The sequence below is a fragment of the Streptomyces dangxiongensis genome, from assembly GCF_003675325.1.
Classification (GTDB): Bacteria; Actinomycetota; Actinomycetes; order Streptomycetales; family Streptomycetaceae; genus Streptomyces; species Streptomyces dangxiongensis.
The window spans coordinates 2,263,768-2,284,436 of record NZ_CP033073.1 but is presented as its reverse complement, the minus strand read 5'-3'; the positions used below and the strand labels follow the sequence as shown (position 1 = coordinate 2,284,436).

The following is a 20,669-nucleotide window of genomic DNA, read 5'->3' as shown; positions in this document are numbered from 1 at the left end:
TTGCCCCGGTGCCCCCGGTGCCGGGATACCCTGGAGGGCGATTCCCTTCAAGACCGTCACCGACCCCGAGGACCGCGAGCGCCGTGTTCGACACTCTCTCCGATCGCCTGTCAGCGACTTTCAAGAACCTGCGCGGCAAGGGACGGCTCTCCGAGGCGGACATCGACGCCACGGCACGTGAGATCCGTATCGCGCTCCTCGAAGCGGACGTGGCGCTGCCCGTCGTGCGGTCGTTCATCAAGAACCTCAAGGAGCGCGCGCTCGGTGCCGAGGTCTCCCGGGCGCTGAACCCCGCCCAGCAGGTCCTCAAGATCGTCAACGAGGAACTGGTCACCATCCTCGGTGGCGAGACCCGCCGCCTGCGCTTCGCCAAGCAGCCGCCCACCGTGATCATGCTGGCCGGCCTCCAGGGTGCCGGTAAGACCACCCTCGCGGGCAAGCTCGGCCGGTGGCTGAAGGAGCAGGGCCATTCCCCGCTGCTGGTCGCCTGTGACCTCCAGCGCCCCAACGCCGTCAACCAGCTCAGCGTCGTCGCCGAGCGCGCCGGCGTCGCGGTGTACGCCCCCGAGCCGGGCAACGGCGTCGGTGACCCGGTGAAGGTCGCCAAGGACTCCATCGAGTTCGCGAAGTCCAAGGTCCACGACATCGTGATCGTCGACACCGCCGGCCGCCTCGGCATCGACGCCGACATGATGCAGCAGGCCGCGGACATCCGGGACGCGGTCTCCCCGGACGAGATCCTGTTCGTGGTCGACGCCATGATCGGTCAGGACGCCGTCAACACCGCCGAGGCCTTCCGCGACGGCGTCGGCTTCGACGGTGTGGTCCTCTCCAAGCTCGACGGCGACGCCCGCGGTGGCGCGGCCCTGTCGATCCGGCAGATCACCGGCAAGCCGATCATGTTCGCGTCGAACGGCGAGAAGCTCGACGAGTTCGACGCGTTCCACCCGGACCGGATGGCCTCCCGCATCCTCGACATGGGTGACCTGCTCACCCTGATCGAGCAGGCGGAGAAGACGTTCAGCCAGGAAGAGGCCGAGAAGATGGCCTCGAAGCTGGCGTCCAGGAAGGGCCAGGACTTCACCCTGGACGACTTCCTGTCCCAGATGGAGCAGGTCAGGAAGATGGGCAGCATCAGCAAGCTGCTCGGCATGCTCCCCGGCATGGGCCAGATCAAGGACCAGATCAACAACCTGGACGAGCGGGACGTCGACCGCACCGCCGCGATCATCAAGTCGATGACCCCGGCCGAGCGCCAGGAGCCGACCATCATCAACGGCTCCCGCCGCGCCCGTATCGCCAAGGGTTCGGGCGTCGAGGTCAGCGCGGTGAAGAACCTGGTCGAGCGGTTCTTCGAGGCCCGCAAGATGATGTCCCGCATGGCCCAGGGCGGCGGCATGCCGGGCATGCCGGGGATCCCGGGCATGGGCGGCGGCCCCGGCCGGCAGAAGAAGCAGCAGAAGAAGACCAAGGGCAAGCAGCGCTCCGGCAACCCGATGAAGCGCAAGCAGCAGGAGCTGGAGGCGGCCCAGCGCCGCGAGGCCGCCGCGCAGAACGGGGGCGCGCTCGGGCTGCCGGGCCAGGAGGCCCCCCAGGACTTCGAGCTGCCGGACGAGTTCAAGAAGTTCATGGGCTGACCGAGTCCATGGACCCGCCGGGTCCGTACGTCGCCGGGGGCGCCCCTCTCAGCCGGGGGCGCCCTCAGCGCATGCCGGTCAAGGGCCGGTGTCGTGCCGTCCCGATATGACCGACCCCGTCCCGCCGCGCGAGTTGCCGGACCAGCCCCGGCGCACCGAGGGCGTGTACCTGATCGCCGATCTGGTGCCGTCCTCCGGGCGAACCTGACCCGCCACGGGGTCACCGTCACGGCCGAGCCGGTCGTCCGGCACCGCAGCTTTCTCGCCAACCTGCTGAGACGTCATCGGCAGCGAGATGCGCCGGATCGTGGACGAGTGCTGTGAGGAGGCCCGCCGCCGGCTCCGCGAGCAGCGGGACCGGCTGGACGCCCTCGCGCAGTCCCCGCTGGAGAACGAGACGCTCGACGGGGCGGACGCCTGCCGGACCGCCGACATCACGCGTCTCACCGAGGACGGCCCCGGTCAGGGCACGCGGGCGACCAGGTAGCGGAAGACGTTCGGCATCCACACGGTGCCGTCCGGGCGGCGGTGCGGATCCAGGGCCTCCGTCAGCCCCTTGTCCACCCGCCTGGCGTCGGTGGCCGCGATCGCCGCGTCGAACAGGCCGGTCGAGAGCAGCCCGCGGACGGCGCTGTCGAGATCGGCGTACCCGAACGGGCAGGCGACCCGTCCCGAGCCGTCCGGCCGCAGCCCGGCCCGCTGGGCGACCTCCTCCAGGTCGTCCCGCCGGGCCGGCCGCCAGCGGCCGGGACCGCGCGGCGGACCGGCCGGCTCCGCGGCCACCCGCAGCACCGAGGAGGTGGCGCAGCGCTCCGGCGGACCCCAGCCGGCCAGCACCACGGCGGCCCCGTGCCCGGCCAGCGGCACCGCCGCGGCCAGGAGGTCGCCGAGCCCCTCGGCGTCGCCCGCGAGGCCGCCGGTCGGCTCCAGGACGGTGACCACGGTGTACCCGTCCGCCCCGGCGCCTGCCGCGTCCCGGGGCGGGCCGTCCAGGAGGCGCGCGGCCGTACGCGCGCGCGTCCCGGGCGGGCCGCTCCGTCTGCCGGGCGGGAGGGCCGGCAGCAGACGCTCACGTGCCAGGGCGAGCCGTTCGGGGGACGCGGAGTCGACGCCGGTGACGGCGGCCCCCCTGGAGGCCGCCATCAACAGGGCCAGTCCGGCCCCGCAGCGCAGGCCCAGCAGCCGGGTGGCGGGGCCCACGTCGAGTCGGTCGTACACGGTTTCGTACAGGGGTACGAGCATCCGTTCCTGGATCTCGGACCAGTCACGCGCGCGTGCGCTCCGGTCCACGCGCGGTGCGACCGCGTGAGACACGTGCTGCCGCACGAGCGTAGGTGTCATAGGTAAGCGCCCCAATCCGCCGACAGTCCGCCGCCGCGCCCGGTCGCATGGCCCCCGTGTGCCGTGCGCGCGCCCTTCCCACGTATGCCAGGTAACTCCCGGCTCGCGGTGCCGTCCAGGGGTCGAGGACCCCGGCTTGGTGCCGGGACGCAGGTGTGGCGAGAATTCACGTCCCGGCAACGCGGCCGGCCGTACGGTGTCCGTTCCCGGGCGGCGGGCCGGTGCCGGGGGGCCGGGCGGCTCGGGGTAACGTCACGAGCGCCGTGGACGCTGACCGAGGAGAGACCGAGCGTCGGAAGCGGCCGAAACACCTCTTGCGGATCCGCCGCCCATGGTTGTGTCAGGCCCTACGGGCGCGGGCGTAGCGCGGACTACGCACCAGCTTGGTAGGAGCTGCGTGGCTTATCCGCAGATCAGCGCACCCGCCCTCGTCTCCACGCATCAGCGGCAACTGACTGGTACGTGCAAATTATTTGGGATGCCCCGGAATAGGAACACAGCGGCACCCCCGCTCGTTGTCATTACGTGAGCACGACACAGACACCACCTGTTCTCGCCGCGGAACTGGCGCAGGCGTGGGCCGACATTCAGCGGTACCACCCCGAGCTGCCGGATCTCGCCGCGCCGGAATCCCTGATCGGAGAGTCGTCGTCCGCGTGCGGACACGCACTCTCCTTCGAACGACTGCTCCATGAGGCAGTCCACGGCATCGCCGCCGCCCGGGGGGTCCGCGACACATCCCGGGCCGGCCGCTACCACAACCGCCGTTTCCTCGCGATCGCCGAGGAACTGGGCCTGGACCACTCCGAGGAGCCGCACCCGAGCAGCGGTTTCTCGCTGGTCACGCTCAACCCCGAGGCGAAGCGGCGCTACCGCCCGACCATCGAGCGGCTCCAGCGCGCGCTGAAGGCCCACACGGCGGCCACCTCGGCCGACACCTCCCGGACCTTCCGCGGCCCGGCCGCCCGGCACGGCTCCTCCGGCGGCGGCGTCCGGGTCAAGGCGGTGTGCGACTGCGGCCGCAACGTCCGGGTCGTCCCCTCGGTCCTGGCCCAGGCCCCCATCGTCTGCGGCGGCTGCGGCAAGCCGTTCCGGATCCCGGAGGTCGTGGGGGCGGCGTAGTCACGAACCGCGGTCACCGGCATCTCGTGGGTGCCGGACGAGGGCTCGCGCCCCGCGGACACATCGTGCCTCCCCCCGGCTCCCCGAGCCGGGGGGACTCCCCGCGGCACGGGCGGGCGCGGACGCCGCCCGCACGCCGCCGGGCGGCGCACCCGCCGCAGGGTGTCCACGCCGGGTGCCACGCAGGCCTGCCCTGCCTGCCCCGGCTCACGCACCCTCCGCCGAGAGCGACCCGCCGGGTATGGCACAATGGCTAGCTGTACTCGACAGCCGCACAGGACCCCTCTCTCCTCCGGCTGACGCGTCCGTCGGGCACTCGGGTACCGCAACCCCACGCGGCGTCTTGCCGTGCCCAACTCACGTCAAATCCAGGAGAACCCACTCCCGTGGCAGTCAAGATCAAGCTGAAGCGTCTGGGCAAGATCCGTTCGCCTCACTACCGCATCGTCGTCGCCGACTCCCGTACCCGCCGTGACGGCCGGGCCATCGAGGAGATCGGCAAGTACCACCCGACCTACCACCCGTCGATCATCGAGGTGGACGCCGACCGCGTGGCGTACTGGCTCGGTGTCGGCGCCCAGCCGACCGAGCCCGTTCTCGCCATCCTGAAGAAGACCGGCGACTGGCAGAAGTTCAAGGGCGAGCCGGCTCCCGCGCCGCTCCTCGTGGCCGAGCCCAAGGCCGCGCGTCCGACGTTCGAGGCTCTCGGCGGCGACGACGAGGGCAAGGGTGAGGCCATCACCCAGAAGAAGAAGGCTGAGAAGAAGGACGAGGCCGCTGCCGAGTCCTCCGAGTCGACCGAGGCCTGAGCAGCATGCTCGAAGAGGCGCTTGAGCACCTCGTGAAGGGCATCGTCGACAACCCTGACGATGTGCAGGTCGCCTCGCGTGACCTGCGTCGCGGTCGTGTGCTCGAGGTCCGGGTCCACCCGGACGACCTCGGCAAGGTCATCGGCCGCAACGGCCGTACCGCCCGTGCCCTGCGCACCGTCGTGGGCGCCATCGGCGGTCGCGGTGTCCGCGTCGACCTCGTCGACGTGGACCACGTCCGCTGACGCATCATCGCATCCGGCTCGGGCCGGGGAGGGCCACTGGGCCGTCCCCGGCCCGCAGTCGTGTGAGGCAGAAGATGACAGGAGAATTGGACACGTGCAGTTGGTAGTCGGACGGATCGGCCGTGCCCACGGCATCAGGGGCGAGGTCACCGTCGAGGTACGTACCGACGAGCCCGAACTGCGGCTCGCCCCGGGCGCCGTCCTGGCCACCGACCCGGCCTCCGCCGGGCCGCTCACCATCGCCACCGGGCGCGTCCACAGCGGCCGTCTGCTCCTGCGCTTCGAGGGCGTCACCGACCGCGACGGCGCCGAGGCCCTGCGCAACACGCTGCTGATCGCCGAGATCGACCCCGAGGAACTCCCCGAGGGCGAGGACGAGTACTACGATCACCAGTTGATCGACCTCGACGTGGTCACCGAGGACGGCACCGAGGTCGGCCGGATCACCGAGGTCTCGCACCTGCCCTCCCAGGACCTGTTCATCGTGGAACGCCCGGACGGCAGCGAGGTGATGATCCCCTTCGTGGAGGAGATCGTCACCGAGATCGACCTGGAGGAGCAGAAGGCGGTCATCACGCCTCCGCCGGGCCTGATCGACGACCGCGCCGAGATCGCCTCCGCCAGGGAAGAAGAGGCATGAGGCTCGACGTCGTCACGATCTTCCCCGAGTACCTGGAACCGCTGAACGTCTCCCTGGTCGGCAAGGCACGCGCCCGCGGGCAGCTCGGCGTCCACGTGCACGACCTGCGCGCGTGGACGTACGACCGGCACAACACGGTCGACGACACCCCGTACGGTGGCGGCCCCGGCATGGTCATGAAGACCGACCCCTGGGGTGACGCCCTGGACACGGTCCTCGCCGACGGCTACGAGACGGGCGCCCGGTCGCCCGCGCTCATCGTGCCCACCCCCAGTGGCCGGCCCTTCACCCAGGAACTGGCCGTCGAGCTGTCCGAGCGGCCCTGGCTGGTCTTCACCCCGGCCCGCTACGAGGGCATCGACCGGCGGGTCATCGACGAGTACGCGACCCGCATGCCGGTCTTCGAGATCTCCATCGGCGACTACGTGCTCGCCGGCGGCGAGGCGGCCGTCCTCGTCATCACGGAGGCCGTGGCCCGGCTGCTGCCCGGCGTCCTGGGCAACGCCGAGTCCCACCGCGACGACTCCTTCGCGCCCGGCGCGATGGCGAACCTCCTCGAAGGCCCCGTCCACACCAAGCCGCCCGTCTGGCGCGGCCGGGACATCCCCGAGGTGCTGCTCAGCGGCCACCACGGCCGGATCGCCCGCTGGCGCCGCGACGAGGCTCTGCGGCGCACGACGGCGAACCGGCCGGACCTGATCGAGCGCTGCGCTCCCGAGGCCTTCGACAAGAAGGACCGCGAAATGCTCTCCGTCCTCGGCTGGGAACCGGACCCGGAGGGCGGCCCGTACGGCCGATTTTGGCGGCGGGCGAAGGACATGGAAGAATAGACCGCTGTTGTGCGTCCGTCCGGCGCGCGCCCCTGCCACAGGGGGACACGACGCCCGCCCGACCGCACGGCAGACCTCGTGTACACCTATCTCCCGTTGATGACCTGTGGCATCAGCGAAGAAAGCAGACGAAATGTCTCACCTGCTCGACACCGTCGACGGCGCGTCGCTGCGCACCGACATCCCGGCCTTCCGCCCGGGTGACACCGTCAACGTGCACGTCCGCGTCATCGAGGGCAACCGCTCCCGTGTGCAGCAGTTCAAGGGCGTGGTGATCCGTCGCCAGGGCTCCGGCGTCCGCGAGACCTTCACGGTCCGCAAGGTCTCGTTCTCCGTCGGCGTCGAGCGCACCTTCCCGGTGCACACCCCGATCGTCGAGAAGATCGAGCTGGTCACCCGTGGTGACGTGCGCCGCGCCAAGCTGTACTACCTCCGTGAGCTGCGCGGCAAGGCCGCGAAGATCAAGGAGAAGCGCGACAACTGAGCACTTCCCCGGCGTCACAGCGGGGCCGGATAGCATCTGGCCCCGATGGACACCGAAGCTCAGCCGACAGAACGCGACCGTCCCTCCCACCCGGAATCCCCGGGGACGGAGGGCCGGTCGCGTTTCGCGTCGGTGGCACGCATCGCCGACCGGGTGCCGGGCGGCCGGATCACCCTCGGCCTCTTCGTCTGCCTGGCCTTCCTGCTGCTCCTCAACGCCTTCGTGATGCAGCCCTTCCAGATCCCGAGCGGATCCATGGAGCAGGGGTTGAGGATCGGGGACCGCGTTCTCGTAAACAAGTTGGCGTACCGTTTCGGTGCCCAGCCGCGCCGCGGCGACGTGATCGTGTTCGACGGGACCGGGTATTTCGGGGACGCCGACTACGTCAAACGCGTGGTCGGGGTCGGCGGGGACCACGTGGTCTGCTGCGACCAGAAGGGAAGGCTCGAGGTGAACGGCCGGCCGGTCGACGAGACGGCGATCCTCTATCCCGGGGACGCCCCCTCCGACGTACCCTTCGACGTCGCCGTGCCCCCCGGACGCCTGTTCGTCCTCGGCGACCACCGCGGCGACTCCAGTGACTCCCGCGACCATCTCGGCTCCCCCGGCGGCGGCATGATCCCCGTGGACGACGTCATCGGCCGGGCCGACTGGATCGTGTGGCCCTACCGCCACTGGACGCATCTGACCCGGCCGTCCGCCTACGCGCGCGTGTCCGCCGCGGCAGGCGCCCATGGGTAACCGCGGCAAACCGCGCGGCGTGCCCGGCACGCCCGCCGACGACTTGCTGCCCACCGGCGCCCGCCGCACCTCCGCGTCCGGCGGCGGCGGCCGCACGCGCGCGGAGCGGCGCAAACTGCAGCGCAAGGTCAAGCGCAAGCGCAGGCGTTCGGCAGTCCGGGAGATCCCCCTGCTGGTCGGCGTCGCCGTCCTCATAGCGCTCGTCCTGAAGACGTTCCTGGTGCAGGCGTTCGTGATCCCCTCCGGGTCAATGGAGGAGACCATCCGGATCGGCGACCGGGTCCTGGTCGACAAGTTCACCCCGTGGTTCGGCTCCAGACCCGAGCGCGGCGACGTCGTCGTCTTCCACGACCCGGGCGGCTGGCTCCAGGACGAGCAGACCGCCAAGAAGAACGACCCGGTCGTCGTCAAGCAGCTCAAGGAAGGCCTCGCGTTCATCGGCCTGCTGCCCTCCGACAACGAGAAGGACCTGATCAAACGGGTCATCGGAGTCGGCGGCGACCACGTCAAGTGCTGCGACGCACAGGGCCGCGTCACCGTCAACGGCGTACCGCTCACCGAGGGCGGCTACGTGTACCCGGGGGACGCGCCCTCCGCCACGCCCTTCGACATCACCGTCCCCGAGGGCCGCCTGTGGGTGATGGGAGACCACCGGGGCAACTCCGCGGACTCCCGCTTCCACCAGAACACGCCGTACGGCGGCACGGTGTCCGAGGACTCGGTGGTCGGCCGGGCCATGGTCATCGGCTGGCCGCTCGGCCACTGGACGCGCCTGGAGGAACCTAAAACCTTTGCAAGTGTCACCGACTCCGCGTCGGGGACGGCCGCCGCTGACCGGCCGTCGCATAGGGTTGCCCAGGAAAATCCGAACGGAACGACCCGGCTCCCGACCCCTGCGGAACTCCCGCTCGTTATGGGAGTGGTGGGCCTGCGGCGTATGCGGGGCAGGCGGCGGCAGAGAGTGAGGAGTTGGCGTGGGGGATGTGGCGGTTGGCGCACGGTCGGGACACGACGGCGAGGAGAACCGCGGGCGTCCCGTGGCACCGGACGGCCTCGGCCGGGACGGCGCCATGACCTCCGGGGACGAGGCGACGACCGGCGGCGAGGGCACCCCGGAGGGTGAGCGGCCGGGTGGCGCCGGGGATGCGGGCACGGACGGGACGGGTCGCCGGCCGGCGAAGCCGCGCTCGTTCTGGAAGGAACTCCCGCTCCTGATCGGCATCGCGCTCGTCCTGGCGCTGCTGATCAAGACCTTCCTGGTGCAGGCGTTCTCGATCCCGTCGGACTCGATGCAGAACACCCTCCAGCAGGGTGACCGCGTCCTCGTCGACAAGCTCACCCCGTGGTTCGGCTCCGAACCCGAGCGCGGCGAGGTCGTCGTCTTCCACGACCCGGACAACTGGCTGGCGGGCGAGCCGACACCGAACCCGAACCCGGTGCAGAAGGTCCTGAGCTGGATCGGCCTGATGCCGTCGGCGGAGGAGAAGGACCTCATCAAGCGCGTGATCGGGGTCGGCGGCGACACCGTCGAGTGCAAGGGCAGCGGCCCGCTGAAGGTCAACGGCAAGGCGCTGATCGAGCCCTACGTCTACCCGGGCAACACCCCGTGCACCGTGGACGACCTGGGCGGCCAGTTCAAGGTGAAGGTCCCCGAGGGCCACATCTGGGTGATGGGCGACCACCGCCAGAACTCCCGCGACTCGCGCTACAACCAGTCCGACAAGAACCACGGCATGGTCCCCGTCGACAAGGCCGTCGGCCGCGCCATCGTCAAGGCCTGGCCGATCAACCGCTGGGGCACCCTGCCCGTCCCGGACACCTTCGACCAGCCCGGTCTGGACCGGCAGTCCTCCGCCGCCGCGTCCCTGACGGTGGCCCCGCAGGGCGCGGCCGTCGCCGCGGTGCTGCCGGTGGCCGTGTGGCGGCGCCGGCGCGCGAACCGGCCGGAGACCCTGACCACGCGGAAGGCCTCCTCCGGGCGGCGCTGACCCCGGCCGGGAAACAGGGGCTGCCCCCGTTCGGTACCGCCGGGTAGGGTGCGGGTCCATGGGTGGCGAGAGCATGACGCGTACGGCCCCGCAGCGCGGTGGCACCGGTACGGCACGGGCCGGCGGCGGCCGGGTCGGGCAGCGGTTGTCCGGGCTGGCCGTGGCGCTGGGCGTGGTGCTGTTCCTCGGCGGTTTCGCGTGGGGCGCGGTGGTCTACCGGCCCTACACCGTGCCCACCAGCTCCATGACCCCCACCATCGACGCCGGTGACCGGGTCATGGCCCAGCGCGTCGACGGGGACGAGGTGCGGCGCGGTGACGTCGTCGTCTTCGAGGACAAGAGCTGGGTCGACAACGCCAAGGTGGTCAAGCGCGTGGTCGCCGTCGGCGGCGACACCGTCTCCTGCTGCACCGACGGCAAGCTGACGGTCAACGGCAAGCAGATCGACGAGCCCTACCTGCCCAAGGGCAGTCTGGCCGAGAGCAAGGACGTTCCCGAGGTGACCGTGCCCCGGGGCCGGCTGTTCCTCCTCGGCGACGAACGCCAGGGCTCACTGGACTCCACCGCCCACCTCACGGACACGGCCCGGGGCACCGTCTCCCGTGACGCCGTGTCGGCCCGCGTGGACGCCGTCGTCTGGCCCTGGAAGGGCATGCTCGCCCGCCCCACCGGCTTCGAACCGCTCGGCCCGCTGTCCCGGCCCGGGCCGCTGCGCACGATCGCGCTGATGATCGTCGCCGGGGCCGTCCTGATCCTCGGGGGCGGCGCCTACGGCCCGGTAGCGGGCCGCCTGGGCCGCTCCCGCGCCCGTACGGCCCGCGCGGGGACGACCGGTGCCGGCTGAGAGCGTGGAGCCGGCCGAGGGTGAGCGCGGGGTGCGCAAGGTGGCCCGGGTGGTGCTGCTCGACCCGCGGGACCGCATCCTGCTCCTGCACGGCCACGAGCCGGACGATCCGGCCGACGACTGGTGGTTCACGCCCGGCGGCGGCCTGGAGGGGGCCGAGACACGCGAGGAGGCCGCGCTGCGGGAACTCGCCGAGGAGACCGGCATCACCGATGTCGACCTCGGCCCCGTGCTCTGGCGGCGCCGCTGCTCGTTCCCGTTCGCGGGCCGCCGCTGGGACCAGGACGAGTGGTACTACCTGGCCCGTACGGCACGGACGGCCGTCGCGGCGACGGGGCTGACGGAGCTGGAACGGCGCACTGTCGCCGGAGCGCGCTGGTGGACGTGCCAGGAACTGACCCGGGCACATGAGACGGTGTATCCGACCAGACTCGCCGAGCTGCTGCGCACGCTGCTCGTCGAAGGTCCCCCGGCCAGGCCCGTGACCCTCGACACGGAAATCGTCTGAGGGAATGCCGGACTGGCGCACAATGGGTGGGATCGCACGGCTGAAGGGGAACATGCCATGAGCGCCGAGGACCTCGAGAAGTACGAGACCGAGATGGAGCTGAAGCTCTACCGGGAGTACCGAGATGTCGTCGGTCTGTTCAAATACGTGATCGAGACCGAGCGGCGCTTCTATCTCACCAACGACTACGAGATGCAGGTGCACTCGGTCCAGGGTGAGGTGTTCTTCGAGGTGAGCATGGCCGATGCCTGGGTCTGGGACATGTACCGACCGGCACGCTTCGTCAAGCAGGTTCGCGTCCTGACGTTCAAGGACGTGAACATCGAAGAGCTGAACAAGAGCGACCTGGAACTCCCGAGCGGCTGATGACCTGGGGGTTCCCCGTCCGCCGCCCGTTCGGGTGAGGGAGTTCTCCACAACCGCCGATCCGTCCACCAAGATCAACACGGATCGGCGGAACGCGTGACGGTTGGCGCCGGAGGTGGTGCCGACATGAACGCACGAGAAGCGATCGGCAAGTACGGCGAGGACCTGGCCGCCCGGCGGCTCGCCGAGACCGGCATGACGATCCTGGAGCGCAACTGGCGCTGCGGACGGTCCGGCGAGATCGACATCGTGGCGCGGGACGGCGACGCGCTGGTGGTCTGCGAGGTGAAGACCCGCAGGGGCGGTGACTACGAGCATCCGATGGCCGCCGTCACCCCCGAGAAGGCCGCCAGGCTGCGCCGGCTCGCCGAACACTGGATCCAGGCCCACGGCGGGGCACCGCCGGGCGGGGTCCGCATCGACCTGATCGGCGTGCTGCTGCCCCGCCGCGGCGCCCCGTCCGTCGAGCACGCGCGGGGGGTGGCCTGAATGGCGTTCGCCCGTACGTGCTCGGTGGCCCTGGTCGGCGTCGAGGGCGTGGCCGTCGAGGTCCAGGCCGACCTCGAACCCGGCGTCGCCGCGTTCACCCTGGTGGGCCTCCCGGACAAGAGCCTGACGGAAAGCCGCGACCGGGTCCGGGCGGCGGTGGTGAACTCGGGGGGTGAGTGGCCGCAGAAGAAGCTGACCGTCGGACTCAGTCCGGCCTCGGTGCCCAAGGCCGGCTCCGGCTTCGACCTGGCCGTCGCATGCGCGGTGCTCGGTGCCGCCGAGCGCATCGATCCGCGGGTACTCGCCGACATCGTCATGATCGGAGAACTGGGCCTGGACGGCCGGGTCCGGCCGGTACGGGGCATCCTGCCCGCCGTGCTGGCCGCGGCCGACGCAGGGTACGAGCAGGTGGTCGTGCCCGAGTGCGCGGCTGCCGAGGCCTCGCTCGTCCCGGGTGTGTCCGTGCTCGGCGTGCGCAGTCTGCGGCAGCTCATCGCGGTTCTGACCGACGAACCCGTCCCCGACGAAGCTCCGGACGATCATGGTCGCCCCGACCCGCTCCTGGCGGGACTGCGGGTACCGGGCACGGGCGCCGCGACCGGCATGCACAGCAACGGCGCCGCACAGCACGACCAGGATCACGATCTGGCGGACGTCGTGGGGCAGATCTCCGCCCGTACCGCCGTGGAGGTGGCCGCCGCCGGAGGCCACCACCTGTTCCTCGAGGGGCCGCCCGGCGCGGGCAAGACCATGCTCGCCGAGCGCCTGCCCGCCGTCCTTCCCCGGCTCACCCGGGAGGAGTCGCTGGAGGTGACGGCGGTGCACTCGGTCGCGGGACTGCTGCCACCGGGCAAGCCGCTCATCGATGTCGCGCCCTACTGCGCACCGCATCACTCGGCCACGATGCAGTCACTCGTCGGCGGCGGACCGGGCTTCGCCCGCCCGGGAGCGGTGTCCCTGGCCCATCGGGGGATCTTGTTCCTGGACGAGGCGCCCGAGTTCCGCAGCCAGACCCTGGACGCGCTGCGCCAGCCACTGGAGTCGGGGCACGTCGTCATCGCGCGCAGCGCCGGCGTGGTCCGGTTCCCGGCGAGATTCCTCATGGTCCTGGCGGCCAACCCCTGTCCCTGCGGGCGGTTCTCGGTGCGCGACTCGCTGTGCGAGTGCCCCCCGTCGGTGATCCGCCGTTACCAGTCCCGGCTGTCCGGGCCGCTGCTCGACAGGGTGGACCTGCGCGTCGAGGTCGATCCGGTCACCCGGTCCCAGCTCACCGAGCCCGGCGCTCGGGGTGAAGCGACGGCGACCGTGGCGCACCGGGTGCGGCAGGCCCGGGAACGGGCGGCCGCCCGCTTCGCCGGCACCCCGTGGCACACCAACAGCGAGGTGCCCGGCCGGGAACTGCGCAGCCGGTACCAGGCCGTCACCGGGGCGATGGACGAGGCCGAACGCAACCTGGAGCGGGGCGTGCTCACCGCCCGTGGCATCGACCGGGTCCTGCGCGTCGCCTGGACGGTGGCAGACCTCGTCGGGCACGACCGGCCGGACGCGACCGACGTGGCCCTGGCCCTGCAACTGCGCACCGGCGTCCCCCGCGAGGGGTGCCGATGGCGATCGGAGCGCTGACATGACCGCGGCCGGGGATCCCGGCGACGAACGGCTCGGCCGGGTTCTCCTGGCGCGGGTGGTCGAGCCGGGGGACGAGGTCGGTGGGCGGTGGGTGCGGGAGTTCGGCGTGGGGGAGGTGGTGCGGCGGCTGCGGTGCGGCGGGGAGCCGCTGCCGGGGGTGGGCGGGACCCGGTGGGCGGGGCTCCTCGCCCGGGCCGGGCGGGCCGAGCCGGAGCGGGACCTCGACCTGGCGCGGGCCGCGGGAGGGCGGTTCCTGTGCCCGGGGGGACACCGAGTGGCCACGTCAGCTCGACGATCTCGGGGACGCCCGGCCGGTCGGCCTGTGGGTGCGGGGCCGGCCGAGCCTGCGGATGTGGGCGTTGCGGTCCGTCGCCGTGGTGGGGGCCCGCGCGTGCACCGAGTACGGCATCCACGTGGCGGCCACCCTCGCCTCGGACCTCGCCGAGCGCGGCTGGGTGGTGGTGTCGGGCGGCGCGTACGGCATCGACGGCGCCGCCCACCGCGGCGCACTCGCCGCCCGCGGTGCCACCGTCGCCGTCCTGGCCTGCGGGGTCGACCGGCCCTACCCGCGCGGCCACGCCGCGTTGCTCGACCGGATCGCGGAACAGGGTCTGCTGGTGGGCGAGTTGCCGCCCGGGGACCATCCGACCCAGAGCCGGTTCATCCTGCGCAACCGGGTGATCGCCGCCCTGACCCGGGGCACCGTCGTCGTGGAGGCCGCCCGCCGCAGCGGCTCACTGGCCACCGCGCGGGCCGCTGAGCGCCTCGGCCGGTTCACCATGGGCGTGCCCGGCCCGGTCACCAGCGCCCTCTCCGCCGGCGTGCACGAGCTGCTGCGCGACGAGGCGACCCTGGTCACCGACGCCGCGGACGTCGTGGAACTCGTGGGCGACATGGGTGACCTGGCGCCGGCCCGGCGCGGCCCTGTCCTCCCGCGCGACCTGCTGGAGCCGGCCGCCCGGACCGTCCTCGCCGCCCTGCCCGGCGACCGCGCCGCCCCCACCAGGGAGATCGCGCTCGGCGCCGGTACGACACAGGATGAGGCGATCGCGAGACTGTACGAACTCCGAGCACTTGGTTACGTCGAACGACACGGCGATGGCTGGAAGTTGACACGCCAGGCGATGATCTCGGTCCGGGGTGGTCACCGTCCGTGCTGACCGGGTGTGTTCGGCCGTCCGGGGGAATCGCCGACGGCCTTGGAGTTTCCCGGAGTTGGCCCCTGCCGTCGGTCACCCACAGCGAGCCGCGGACCGCGGTCCCCCGCCGGGCGGGAGCGCCCCGCGCACGGGTGGTGCCGCACTGTTCGCACACCGCGACTCCTCAGTCACGCTACGCTCACGAAGGTGGTGGTGCAGACCGCGCCAACCCGGCACCAGACCGACACCTCACCCAGTCAGCCCACTTCGGCCCACCCGCTCCCACCTCGCAGTAAGTCACGGCACTTCACGGCAGAACGGCACAAGGCGACGAATGCCCCAGCACACCTCCGGGTCCGACCGGGCGGCGATCCCCCCAGCCGCCCGCGACGGTGGCAACGTGCGGCCGCCCGCTCCCTCGACGCTCGACGAGCTGTGGCGGTCGTACAAGGCGACGGGGGACGACCGGCTGCGGGAGCAGTTGATCCTGCACTACTCGCCGCTCGTGAAATACGTCGCGGGCCGGGTCAGCGTCGGCCTGCCGCCCAACGTGGAGCAGGCGGACTTCGTCTCCTCCGGCGTCTTCGGGCTGATCGACGCGATCGAGAAGTTCGACATCGACCGGGAGATCAAGTTCGAGACGTACGCGATCACCAGGATCCGCGGCGCGATGATCGACGAGCTGCGGGCGCTCGACTGGATCCCCCGCTCGGTCCGGCAGAAGGCGCGCAACGTCGAGCGCGCCTACGCCACCCTGGAGGCGCGGCTGCGGCGGACGCCGTCGGAGAGCGAGGTCGCCGTCGAACTGGGTATGGAGGTCGAGGAACTCCACGCCGTTTTCAGCCAGTTGTCGCTGGCCAACGTCGTCGCCCTGGAGGAGCTGCTGCACGTCGGCGGCGAGGGCGGGGACCGGCTCAGCCTCATGGACACGCTGGAGGACACCGCCGCCGACAACCCGGTGGAGGTGGCCGAGGACCGGGAGCTGCGGCGGTTTCTCGCGCGGGCCATCAACACGCTGCCGGAGCGGGAGAAGACCGTGGTCACGCTGTACTACTACGAGGGGCTCACCCTCGCCGAGATCGGCAACGTGCTCGGCGTCACCGAGAGCCGGGTCAGTCAGATCCACACCAAGTCGGTGCTCCAGCTACGGGCGAAGCTGGCGAGCTTCGGGCGCTGAGTCGCTCCCGTTGGCCCGGGCGCGTCCGTAAAGTGGTCGACGTGCCAAGGATTCGAGCGGCCTCCGTGGCCGAGCACCGGTCGATGCAGCGAGCCGCCCTGCTGGACGCGGCCCGGTCCCTGCTGTCCGAGGGCGGGACGGAGGCGCTGACCTTTCCCGCGCTCGCCGAGCGGACGGGGCTCGCGCGGTCGTCGGTGTACGAGTACTTCCGGTCCCGGGCCGCCGTGGTCGAGGAGCTGTGCGAGGCCGACTTCCCGGTGTGGGCGGCGGAGGTCGCGGCGGCGATGGAGCGCGCCGAGTCACCCGAGGGCAAGGTCGAGGCCTATGTCCGGCAGCAGCTTGCCCTGGTCGGGGACCGGCGGCACCGGGCGGTCGTGGCCATCTCCGCCAGTGAGCTGGACGCCGGGGCGCGGGAGAAGATCCGGGCGGCCCACGGGGGACTGGTCGCGATGATCGTCGAGGCGCTGGGGGAGCTGGGGCACGGCCAGCCCCGGCTGGCGGCGATGCTGTTGCAGGGGGTCGTGGACGCGGCGGTCCGGCGGATCGAGCTGGGAGCGGCCGAGGACCCCTTCGTGGTGACGGACGCCGCGGTGACCATGGCCCTGCGCGGCATCCAAGGCTGACCCCACCGCCCCCACCGCCCCCGCCGCCCCGCCGTCCGGCCGCCCCGCCGCCCCGCCGCCCCGCCGTCCGGCCGTCCGGTTGTCCCGGCCGTCCGGGACAGCCCCGGTCGTCCGGCTGTCTCCGCCGCCACCGCCGCCACCGCCGCCACCGCCGCCACCGCCGTCCCCGCGGTCCCGCCGCCCCCCGCTTCCGTGGGTCCGGACGGTCGCCGGTTTCGCGCGGGTGGGTGTCGGCTGTGCCCCGTCTCCCGGGCCTGCCCGATCGCTGGTCACGGCAGCGGTACGCCCAGTACCGGCAGGAGTCTCGACGGGCCTCGCCGCAGCAGCCACGGGGGCAGCAGGGACAGGGGGTCCACGTACGTCCCGCCTCTCAGCGCGCCCCAGTGCACGCACGCCGTCCTCGCGCAGTGCGAGCCCGTCGGCTCCACCACCCCCACCACCCCGCCCGCCTCCACCTCGGCGCCCTCGCTCACGGAAGGGCTCACCGGCTCGTAGGTGGTCCGGAGATCCGTTCCCGTCAGCTCCACCGACACCACGCCCCGCCCGGCCACCCGGCCCGCGAAGGACACCCGACCGGGGGCCACCGCGCGTACCGGGGCGCCGGCCGGCGTGGCCAGATCCACCCCCCGGTGCCCGGCGCCGTACACCGTGGCCGGCGGTTTCCAGCCTCGCACCACCGTCGGCCGGACACCCACCGGCCAGACGCGGCCCACCGCCGGGACCGGAGCCCCGGGCACCTGAGGCGGCGGGTCGTCCGCCCAGGCCGGCACGGACAGCGCGGCCGTCACCGCCCCGCACAGCACAACCGCCCACAACGCTACGTATCGCATCACTCGTCGCATGCGAGAACGCTCCCGCATCCGCCGCGGTCCCCGCCGGACCCTGTGGACCACTCCCCGGTTGTGGACAGCGGCGTCACCCGGTACCCCGCCGGTCCCGTACACTTCTCATGGCGATCCGGGTCACCGGGTCGACTTCGCACGCCCCGGTACGGCACCCGTCAAGGGTTCGTACCAAGCGCCCCTCGGTCCTTCGCGGCACGGCGCATCGCGGGCGTCAGGCGCGACCGCCGTCCGGCGGACGCGGCACAACCGAGAACACCAAGGAGAACGGCCATGGCCGTCGTCACGATGCGGGAGCTGCTGGAGAGCGGCGTCCACTTCGGTCACCAGACCCGTCGCTGGAACCCGAAGATGAAGCGCTTCATCTTCACCGAGCGCAACGGCATCTACATCATCGACCTGCTCCAGTCGCTGTCGTACATCGACCGCGCCTACGAGTTCGTCAAGGAGACCGTCGCCCATGGCGGCACGGTCATGTTCGTCGGCACGAAGAAGCAGGCGCAGGAGGCCATCGCCGAGCAGGCGACCCGCGTCGGCATGCCCTACGTCAACCAGCGCTGGCTGGGCGGCATGCTCACCAACTTCTCGACCGTCTACAAGCGTCTTCAGCGCCTGAAGGAACTCGAGCAGATCGACTTCGAGGACGTCGCGGCCTCCGGTCTGACCAAGAAGGAGCTGCTGGTCCTCTCGCGCGAGAAGGCCAAGCTGGAGAAGACCCTCGGCGGTATCCGCGAGATGTCCAAGGTGCCCAGCGCCGTCTGGATCGTGGACACCAAGAAGGAGCACATCGCCGTCGGTGAGGCCCGGAAGCTGAACATTCCGGTCGTCGCGATCCTCGACACCAACTGCGACCCCGACGAGGTCGACTACAAGATCCCGGGCAACGACGACGCGATCCGCTCCGTCACCCTGCTCACCCGCGTCATCGCCGACGCCGTCGCCGAGGGCCTCATCTCCCGTTCCGGCGTCGCCACCGGCGACAAGGGTGAGAAGGCCGCGGGCGAGCCGCTCGCCGAGTGGGAGCGCGACCTGCTCGAGGGTGAGAAGAAGGACGAGGCTCCGGCCGCAGAGTCCGCGGAGGCCGCCCCGGCCGCCGAGGCCGAGGCCGAGGCTCCGGCCGCAGAGTCCGCCGAGGCCGCTCCGGCTGCCGAGGCCGAGGCTCCGGCCGAGGGCGAGCAGGCCGCCGAGGGCGAGCAGGCCTGACGCCGGTCCGTCAGCGTTCGGCAGCGGGGGCGGTACGGCATCACACAGCGCCTTCGGCGCGATGAAGTCCGCCCCCGCTGTTCACCCGTAGGTCGGCACGATGTACGCGGCCCGCGTTCACCTGTGGATGTGGACCGCAGACCGTGCGGATCTGAAGATCTTCCAGACTTCGAGAAAGACTCACAGACTCATGGCGAACTACACCGCCGCCGACGTCAAGAAGCTCCGTGAGCTCACCGGCGCCGGCATGATGGACTGCAAGAAGGCGCTGGACGAGGCCGAGGGCAGCGTCGACAAGGCCGTCGAGGCGCTGCGCATCAAGGGCCAGAAGGGCGTCGCCAAGCGCGAGGGCCGCTCCGCCGAGAACGGCGCCGTGGTCTCCATCATCGCCGGCGACAACTCCTCCGGTGTCCTGGTCGAGCTGAAGTGCGAGACGGACTTCGTCGCCAAGGGCGAGAAGTTCCAGGCCGTGGCCAACGCCATCGCCGAGCATGTCGCCAAGACGAACCCGGCCGACCTCGAGGCCCTGCTCTCCTCCGAGATCGAAGCCGGCAAGACCGTCCAGGCGTTCGTGGACGAGGCCAACGCCAACCTCGGCGAGAAGATCGTCCTGGACCGCTTCGCGCAGTTCACCGACGGCTACGTCACCGCCTACATGCACCGCACCATGCCCGACCTGCCCCCGCAGATCGGTGTCCTGGTCGAGCTGGACAAGCCGAACGCCGAGGTCGCCAAGGGCGTCGCCCAGCACATCGCCGCCTTCGCGCCGAAGTACCTCTCCAAGGACGAGATCCCGGCCGAGGTCGTCGAGTCCGAGCGTCGCATCGCCGAGGAGACCACCCGCGCCGAGGGCAAGCCCGAGGCCGCGATCGCCAAGATCGTCGAAGGTCGTCTGAACGGCTTCTTCAAGGACGCCACGCTGCTCGGCCAGCCGTACGCGCTCGACAACAAGAAGTCGGTCCAGAAGGTACTGGACGAGGCCGGTGTCACCCTGAAGCGCTTCTCGCGCATCAAGGTCGGCATCTGAGTCCGGACCACGAGCGACACCCGGCCCGCGGGGAAAACCCCGGGGAAATTCCCGGAGAGATCCCGATAGGGTCGACCGCAGTCGTCCGCGCACACCGCCACACCCGGGCGTGAGGCGGACGGCAGCAGATCTGACGAGGAGGCCATTGCCGCGTATGGGAGCGAAAAGCACCCCCATCGGCAATGGCCTTCTTCGTATGTGCACCACGTGAAAGAGGCGGGATCCCCCATGACCACCAAGGCCCAGAAGAGCGACGACGGCAAAGTACACGGCCGGTTTCTGCTGAAGCTGTCCGGAGAGGCCTTCTCCGGTGGCGGGGGCCTGGGCGTCGACCCCGACGTGGTGCACAAGATCGCCCGCGAGATCGCCGCCGTCGTGCGCGACGGAGCGCAGGTCGCGGTCGTCATCGGCGGTGGCAACTTCTTCCGCGGCGCCGAACTCCAGCAGCGCGGCATGGACCGTGCCCGGTCCGACTACATGGGCATGCTCGGCACCGTGATGAACTGCCTCGCCCTCCAGGACTTCCTGGAGAAGGAAGGCATCCAGTCCCGCGTGCAGACCGCCATCACGATGGGCCAGGTCGCCGAGCCGTACATCCCGCTGCGTGCCGTGCGCCATCTGGAGAAGGGCCGCGTGGTCATCTTCGGCGCCGGCATGGGCATGCCGTACTTCTCCACCGACACCACCGCCGCCCAGCGCGCCCTGGAGATCGACGCCGAGGCGCTGCTCATGGGCAAGAACGGCGTGGACGGGGTGTACGACTCCGACCCCAAGACCAACCCCGACGCCGTCAAGTTCGACGCCCTCGGCTACGGCGAGGTCATCACCCGGGACCTCAAGGTCGCCGACGCCACCGCCGTCACCCTGTGCCGCGACAACAAGCTGCCGATCCTCGTCTTCGAGCTTCTCGCCGAGGGCAATATCGCTCGCGCCGTCAAGGGTGAGAAGATCGGCACGCTGGTGGGCGAGCAGGGCAACCGGGACTGAC

The 20,669-nt window shown here is 71.4% G+C and carries 21 protein-coding genes and 3 pseudogenes; 22 read left to right on the top strand and 2 right to left on the bottom strand.

Features of this window, described 5'->3' with window-relative positions; genetic code table 11:
- The first annotated feature begins 83 nt into the window (after positions 1 to 83).
- Positions 84 to 1,637: a signal recognition particle protein gene (gene ffh / locus D9753_RS10050; RefSeq protein WP_121786689.1), complete on the top strand. Its 1,554-nt coding sequence runs from the start codon at positions 84 to 86 to the stop codon at positions 1,635 to 1,637.
- Positions 1,638 to 1,914: 277 nt separating this feature from the next.
- Positions 1,915 to 2,124: pseudogene (locus D9753_RS10045) on the top strand (hypothetical protein); the annotation flags it as partial.
- Here the strand turns inward: D9753_RS10045 and D9753_RS10040 are convergent.
- Entirely contained in the window at positions 2,100 to 2,978 is an 879-nt protein-coding gene (locus tag D9753_RS10040; protein WP_121786687.1) for an MDR/zinc-dependent alcohol dehydrogenase-like family protein, read from the bottom strand. The pseudogene D9753_RS10045 and the gene D9753_RS10040 overlap by 25 nt on opposite strands.
- A gap of 525 nt (positions 2,979 to 3,503) precedes the next feature.
- Here D9753_RS10040 and D9753_RS10035 point away from each other — a divergent pair.
- From D9753_RS10035 to D9753_RS09955, 17 genes and pseudogenes are all read left to right on the top strand, one after another.
- Positions 3,504 to 4,100, top strand: coding sequence for a hypothetical protein (locus tag D9753_RS10035; protein ID WP_121786686.1), 597 nt, complete (start codon positions 3,504 to 3,506; stop codon positions 4,098 to 4,100).
- A gap of 386 nt (positions 4,101 to 4,486) precedes the next feature.
- On the top strand, positions 4,487 to 4,909 hold the full coding sequence (rpsP, locus tag D9753_RS10030; RefSeq protein WP_121786685.1) for a 30S ribosomal protein S16: 423 nt from the start codon (positions 4,487 to 4,489) through the stop codon (positions 4,907 to 4,909).
- Positions 4,910 to 4,914: 5 nt separating this feature from the next.
- Positions 4,915 to 5,154 (top strand): RNA-binding protein, encoded by a 240-nt coding sequence (locus D9753_RS10025; RefSeq protein ID WP_005479813.1) that lies wholly within the window; start codon positions 4,915 to 4,917, stop codon positions 5,152 to 5,154.
- A 94-nt stretch (positions 5,155 to 5,248) separates the two neighbouring features.
- Positions 5,249 to 5,794, top strand: coding sequence for a ribosome maturation factor RimM (gene rimM, locus D9753_RS10020; RefSeq protein ID WP_121786684.1), 546 nt, complete (start codon positions 5,249 to 5,251; stop codon positions 5,792 to 5,794).
- The gene (gene trmD / locus D9753_RS10015) at positions 5,791 to 6,624 is read left to right on the top strand and encodes a tRNA (guanosine(37)-N1)-methyltransferase TrmD (protein WP_121786683.1); all 834 of its coding nucleotides are present in this window, start codon (positions 5,791 to 5,793) and stop codon (positions 6,622 to 6,624) included. The genes rimM and trmD overlap by 4 nt, the downstream gene beginning before the upstream one ends.
- A 133-nt stretch (positions 6,625 to 6,757) precedes the next feature.
- Positions 6,758 to 7,108, top strand: a complete 351-nt coding sequence (rplS, locus tag D9753_RS10010; RefSeq protein WP_121786682.1) for a 50S ribosomal protein L19 — start codon at positions 6,758 to 6,760, stop codon at positions 7,106 to 7,108.
- Between the two features lie 45 nt (positions 7,109 to 7,153).
- On the top strand, positions 7,154 to 7,849 hold the full coding sequence (gene lepB, locus D9753_RS10005) for a signal peptidase I (RefSeq protein ID WP_121786681.1): 696 nt from the start codon (positions 7,154 to 7,156) through the stop codon (positions 7,847 to 7,849).
- Positions 7,842 to 8,972, top strand: coding sequence for a signal peptidase I (gene lepB / locus D9753_RS10000; protein WP_240468104.1), 1,131 nt, complete (start codon positions 7,842 to 7,844; stop codon positions 8,970 to 8,972). The genes lepB (D9753_RS10005) and lepB (D9753_RS10000) overlap by 8 nt, the downstream gene beginning before the upstream one ends.
- A complete protein-coding gene (gene lepB / locus D9753_RS09995; RefSeq protein ID WP_240468103.1) occupies positions 8,920 to 9,837 on the top strand; it encodes a signal peptidase I in 918 nt (305 codons plus the stop codon). The genes lepB (D9753_RS10000) and lepB (D9753_RS09995) overlap by 53 nt, the downstream gene beginning before the upstream one ends.
- A 58-nt stretch (positions 9,838 to 9,895) precedes the next feature.
- Positions 9,896 to 10,681: a signal peptidase I gene (lepB, locus tag D9753_RS09990; RefSeq protein WP_121786679.1), complete on the top strand. Its 786-nt coding sequence runs from the start codon at positions 9,896 to 9,898 to the stop codon at positions 10,679 to 10,681.
- A complete protein-coding gene (locus D9753_RS09985; protein WP_121786678.1) occupies positions 10,671 to 11,189 on the top strand; it encodes an NUDIX hydrolase in 519 nt (172 codons plus the stop codon). Before lepB (D9753_RS09990) ends, D9753_RS09985 begins: the two co-directional genes overlap by 11 nt.
- Positions 11,190 to 11,246: 57 nt before the next feature.
- A complete protein-coding gene (locus tag D9753_RS09980) occupies positions 11,247 to 11,555 on the top strand; it encodes a DUF2469 domain-containing protein (RefSeq protein WP_003993268.1) in 309 nt (102 codons plus the stop codon).
- Between the two features lie 96 nt (positions 11,556 to 11,651).
- Complete coding sequence (locus D9753_RS09975; protein ID WP_121786677.1) at positions 11,652 to 12,044, top strand: YraN family protein; 393 nt, start codon at positions 11,652 to 11,654, stop codon at positions 12,042 to 12,044.
- Positions 12,045 to 13,672 (top strand): annotated as a pseudogene (locus D9753_RS09970) (YifB family Mg chelatase-like AAA ATPase).
- Positions 13,669 to 14,830 (top strand): annotated as a pseudogene (gene dprA / locus D9753_RS09965) (DNA-processing protein DprA). The pseudogenes D9753_RS09970 and dprA overlap by 4 nt, the downstream one beginning before the upstream one ends.
- Before the next feature lie 313 nt (positions 14,831 to 15,143).
- The gene (whiG, locus tag D9753_RS09960) at positions 15,144 to 15,986 is read left to right on the top strand and encodes an RNA polymerase sigma factor WhiG (protein WP_121786676.1); all 843 of its coding nucleotides are present in this window, start codon (positions 15,144 to 15,146) and stop codon (positions 15,984 to 15,986) included.
- A gap of 65 nt (positions 15,987 to 16,051) precedes the next feature.
- A complete protein-coding gene (locus D9753_RS09955) occupies positions 16,052 to 16,609 on the top strand; it encodes a TetR/AcrR family transcriptional regulator (protein WP_121786675.1) in 558 nt (185 codons plus the stop codon).
- A 269-nt stretch (positions 16,610 to 16,878) separates the two neighbouring features.
- On the opposite strand, the gene D9753_RS09945 is transcribed toward D9753_RS09955, so the two are convergent.
- Positions 16,879 to 17,439, bottom strand: coding sequence for a peptidoglycan DD-metalloendopeptidase family protein (locus D9753_RS09945; RefSeq protein ID WP_205614377.1), 561 nt, complete (start codon positions 17,437 to 17,439; stop codon positions 16,879 to 16,881).
- 285 nt (positions 17,440 to 17,724) lie between these two features.
- Between D9753_RS09945 and rpsB the strand changes: the two genes are divergently transcribed.
- The 3 genes from rpsB (at position 17,725) to pyrH (ending at position 20,668) form a co-directional block, all read left to right on the top strand.
- Positions 17,725 to 18,654 carry a 30S ribosomal protein S2 gene (gene rpsB, locus D9753_RS09940; RefSeq protein WP_121786673.1) on the top strand — a complete coding sequence of 310 codons (930 nt, stop codon included), beginning with the start codon at positions 17,725 to 17,727 and terminating at the stop codon, positions 18,652 to 18,654.
- Between the two features lie 190 nt (positions 18,655 to 18,844).
- Positions 18,845 to 19,681: a translation elongation factor Ts gene (gene tsf, locus D9753_RS09935; RefSeq protein ID WP_121786672.1), complete on the top strand. Its 837-nt coding sequence runs from the start codon at positions 18,845 to 18,847 to the stop codon at positions 19,679 to 19,681.
- Between the two features lie 228 nt (positions 19,682 to 19,909).
- Positions 19,910 to 20,668 (top strand): UMP kinase, encoded by a 759-nt coding sequence (pyrH, locus tag D9753_RS09930; protein WP_121786671.1) that lies wholly within the window; start codon positions 19,910 to 19,912, stop codon positions 20,666 to 20,668.
- Position 20,669: the final 1 nt, after the last annotated feature.

Excerpts from the sequence above, each read along its gene's own strand:
- D9753_RS09980 (WP_003993268.1), top strand. The coding sequence starts at position 11,247 with ATGAGCGCCGAGGACCTCGAGAAGTACGAGACCGAGATGGAGCTGAAG.
- D9753_RS10040 (WP_121786687.1), bottom strand. The coding sequence starts at position 2,978 with ATGACACCTACGCTCGTGCGGCAGCACGTGTCTCACGCGGTCGCACCG.
- lepB (WP_240468103.1), top strand. The coding sequence starts at position 8,920 with ATGACCTCCGGGGACGAGGCGACGACCGGCGGCGAGGGCACCCCGGAG.
- D9753_RS09945 (WP_205614377.1), bottom strand. The coding sequence starts at position 17,439 with ATGCGATACGTAGCGTTGTGGGCGGTTGTGCTGTGCGGGGCGGTGACG.
- whiG (WP_121786676.1), top strand. The coding sequence starts at position 15,144 with ATGCCCCAGCACACCTCCGGGTCCGACCGGGCGGCGATCCCCCCAGCC.
- lepB (WP_240468104.1), top strand. The coding sequence starts at position 7,842 with ATGGGTAACCGCGGCAAACCGCGCGGCGTGCCCGGCACGCCCGCCGAC.
- rpsB (WP_121786673.1), top strand. The coding sequence starts at position 17,725 with ATGGCCGTCGTCACGATGCGGGAGCTGCTGGAGAGCGGCGTCCACTTC.
- D9753_RS10025 (WP_005479813.1), top strand. The coding sequence starts at position 4,915 with ATGCTCGAAGAGGCGCTTGAGCACCTCGTGAAGGGCATCGTCGACAAC.
- tsf (WP_121786672.1), top strand. The coding sequence starts at position 18,845 with ATGGCGAACTACACCGCCGCCGACGTCAAGAAGCTCCGTGAGCTCACC.
- lepB (WP_121786681.1), top strand. The coding sequence starts at position 7,154 with ATGGACACCGAAGCTCAGCCGACAGAACGCGACCGTCCCTCCCACCCG.
- trmD (WP_121786683.1), top strand. The coding sequence starts at position 5,791 with ATGAGGCTCGACGTCGTCACGATCTTCCCCGAGTACCTGGAACCGCTG.
- rplS (WP_121786682.1), top strand. The coding sequence starts at position 6,758 with ATGTCTCACCTGCTCGACACCGTCGACGGCGCGTCGCTGCGCACCGAC.
- lepB (WP_121786679.1), top strand. The coding sequence starts at position 9,896 with ATGGGTGGCGAGAGCATGACGCGTACGGCCCCGCAGCGCGGTGGCACC.
- pyrH (WP_121786671.1), top strand. The coding sequence starts at position 19,910 with ATGACCACCAAGGCCCAGAAGAGCGACGACGGCAAAGTACACGGCCGG.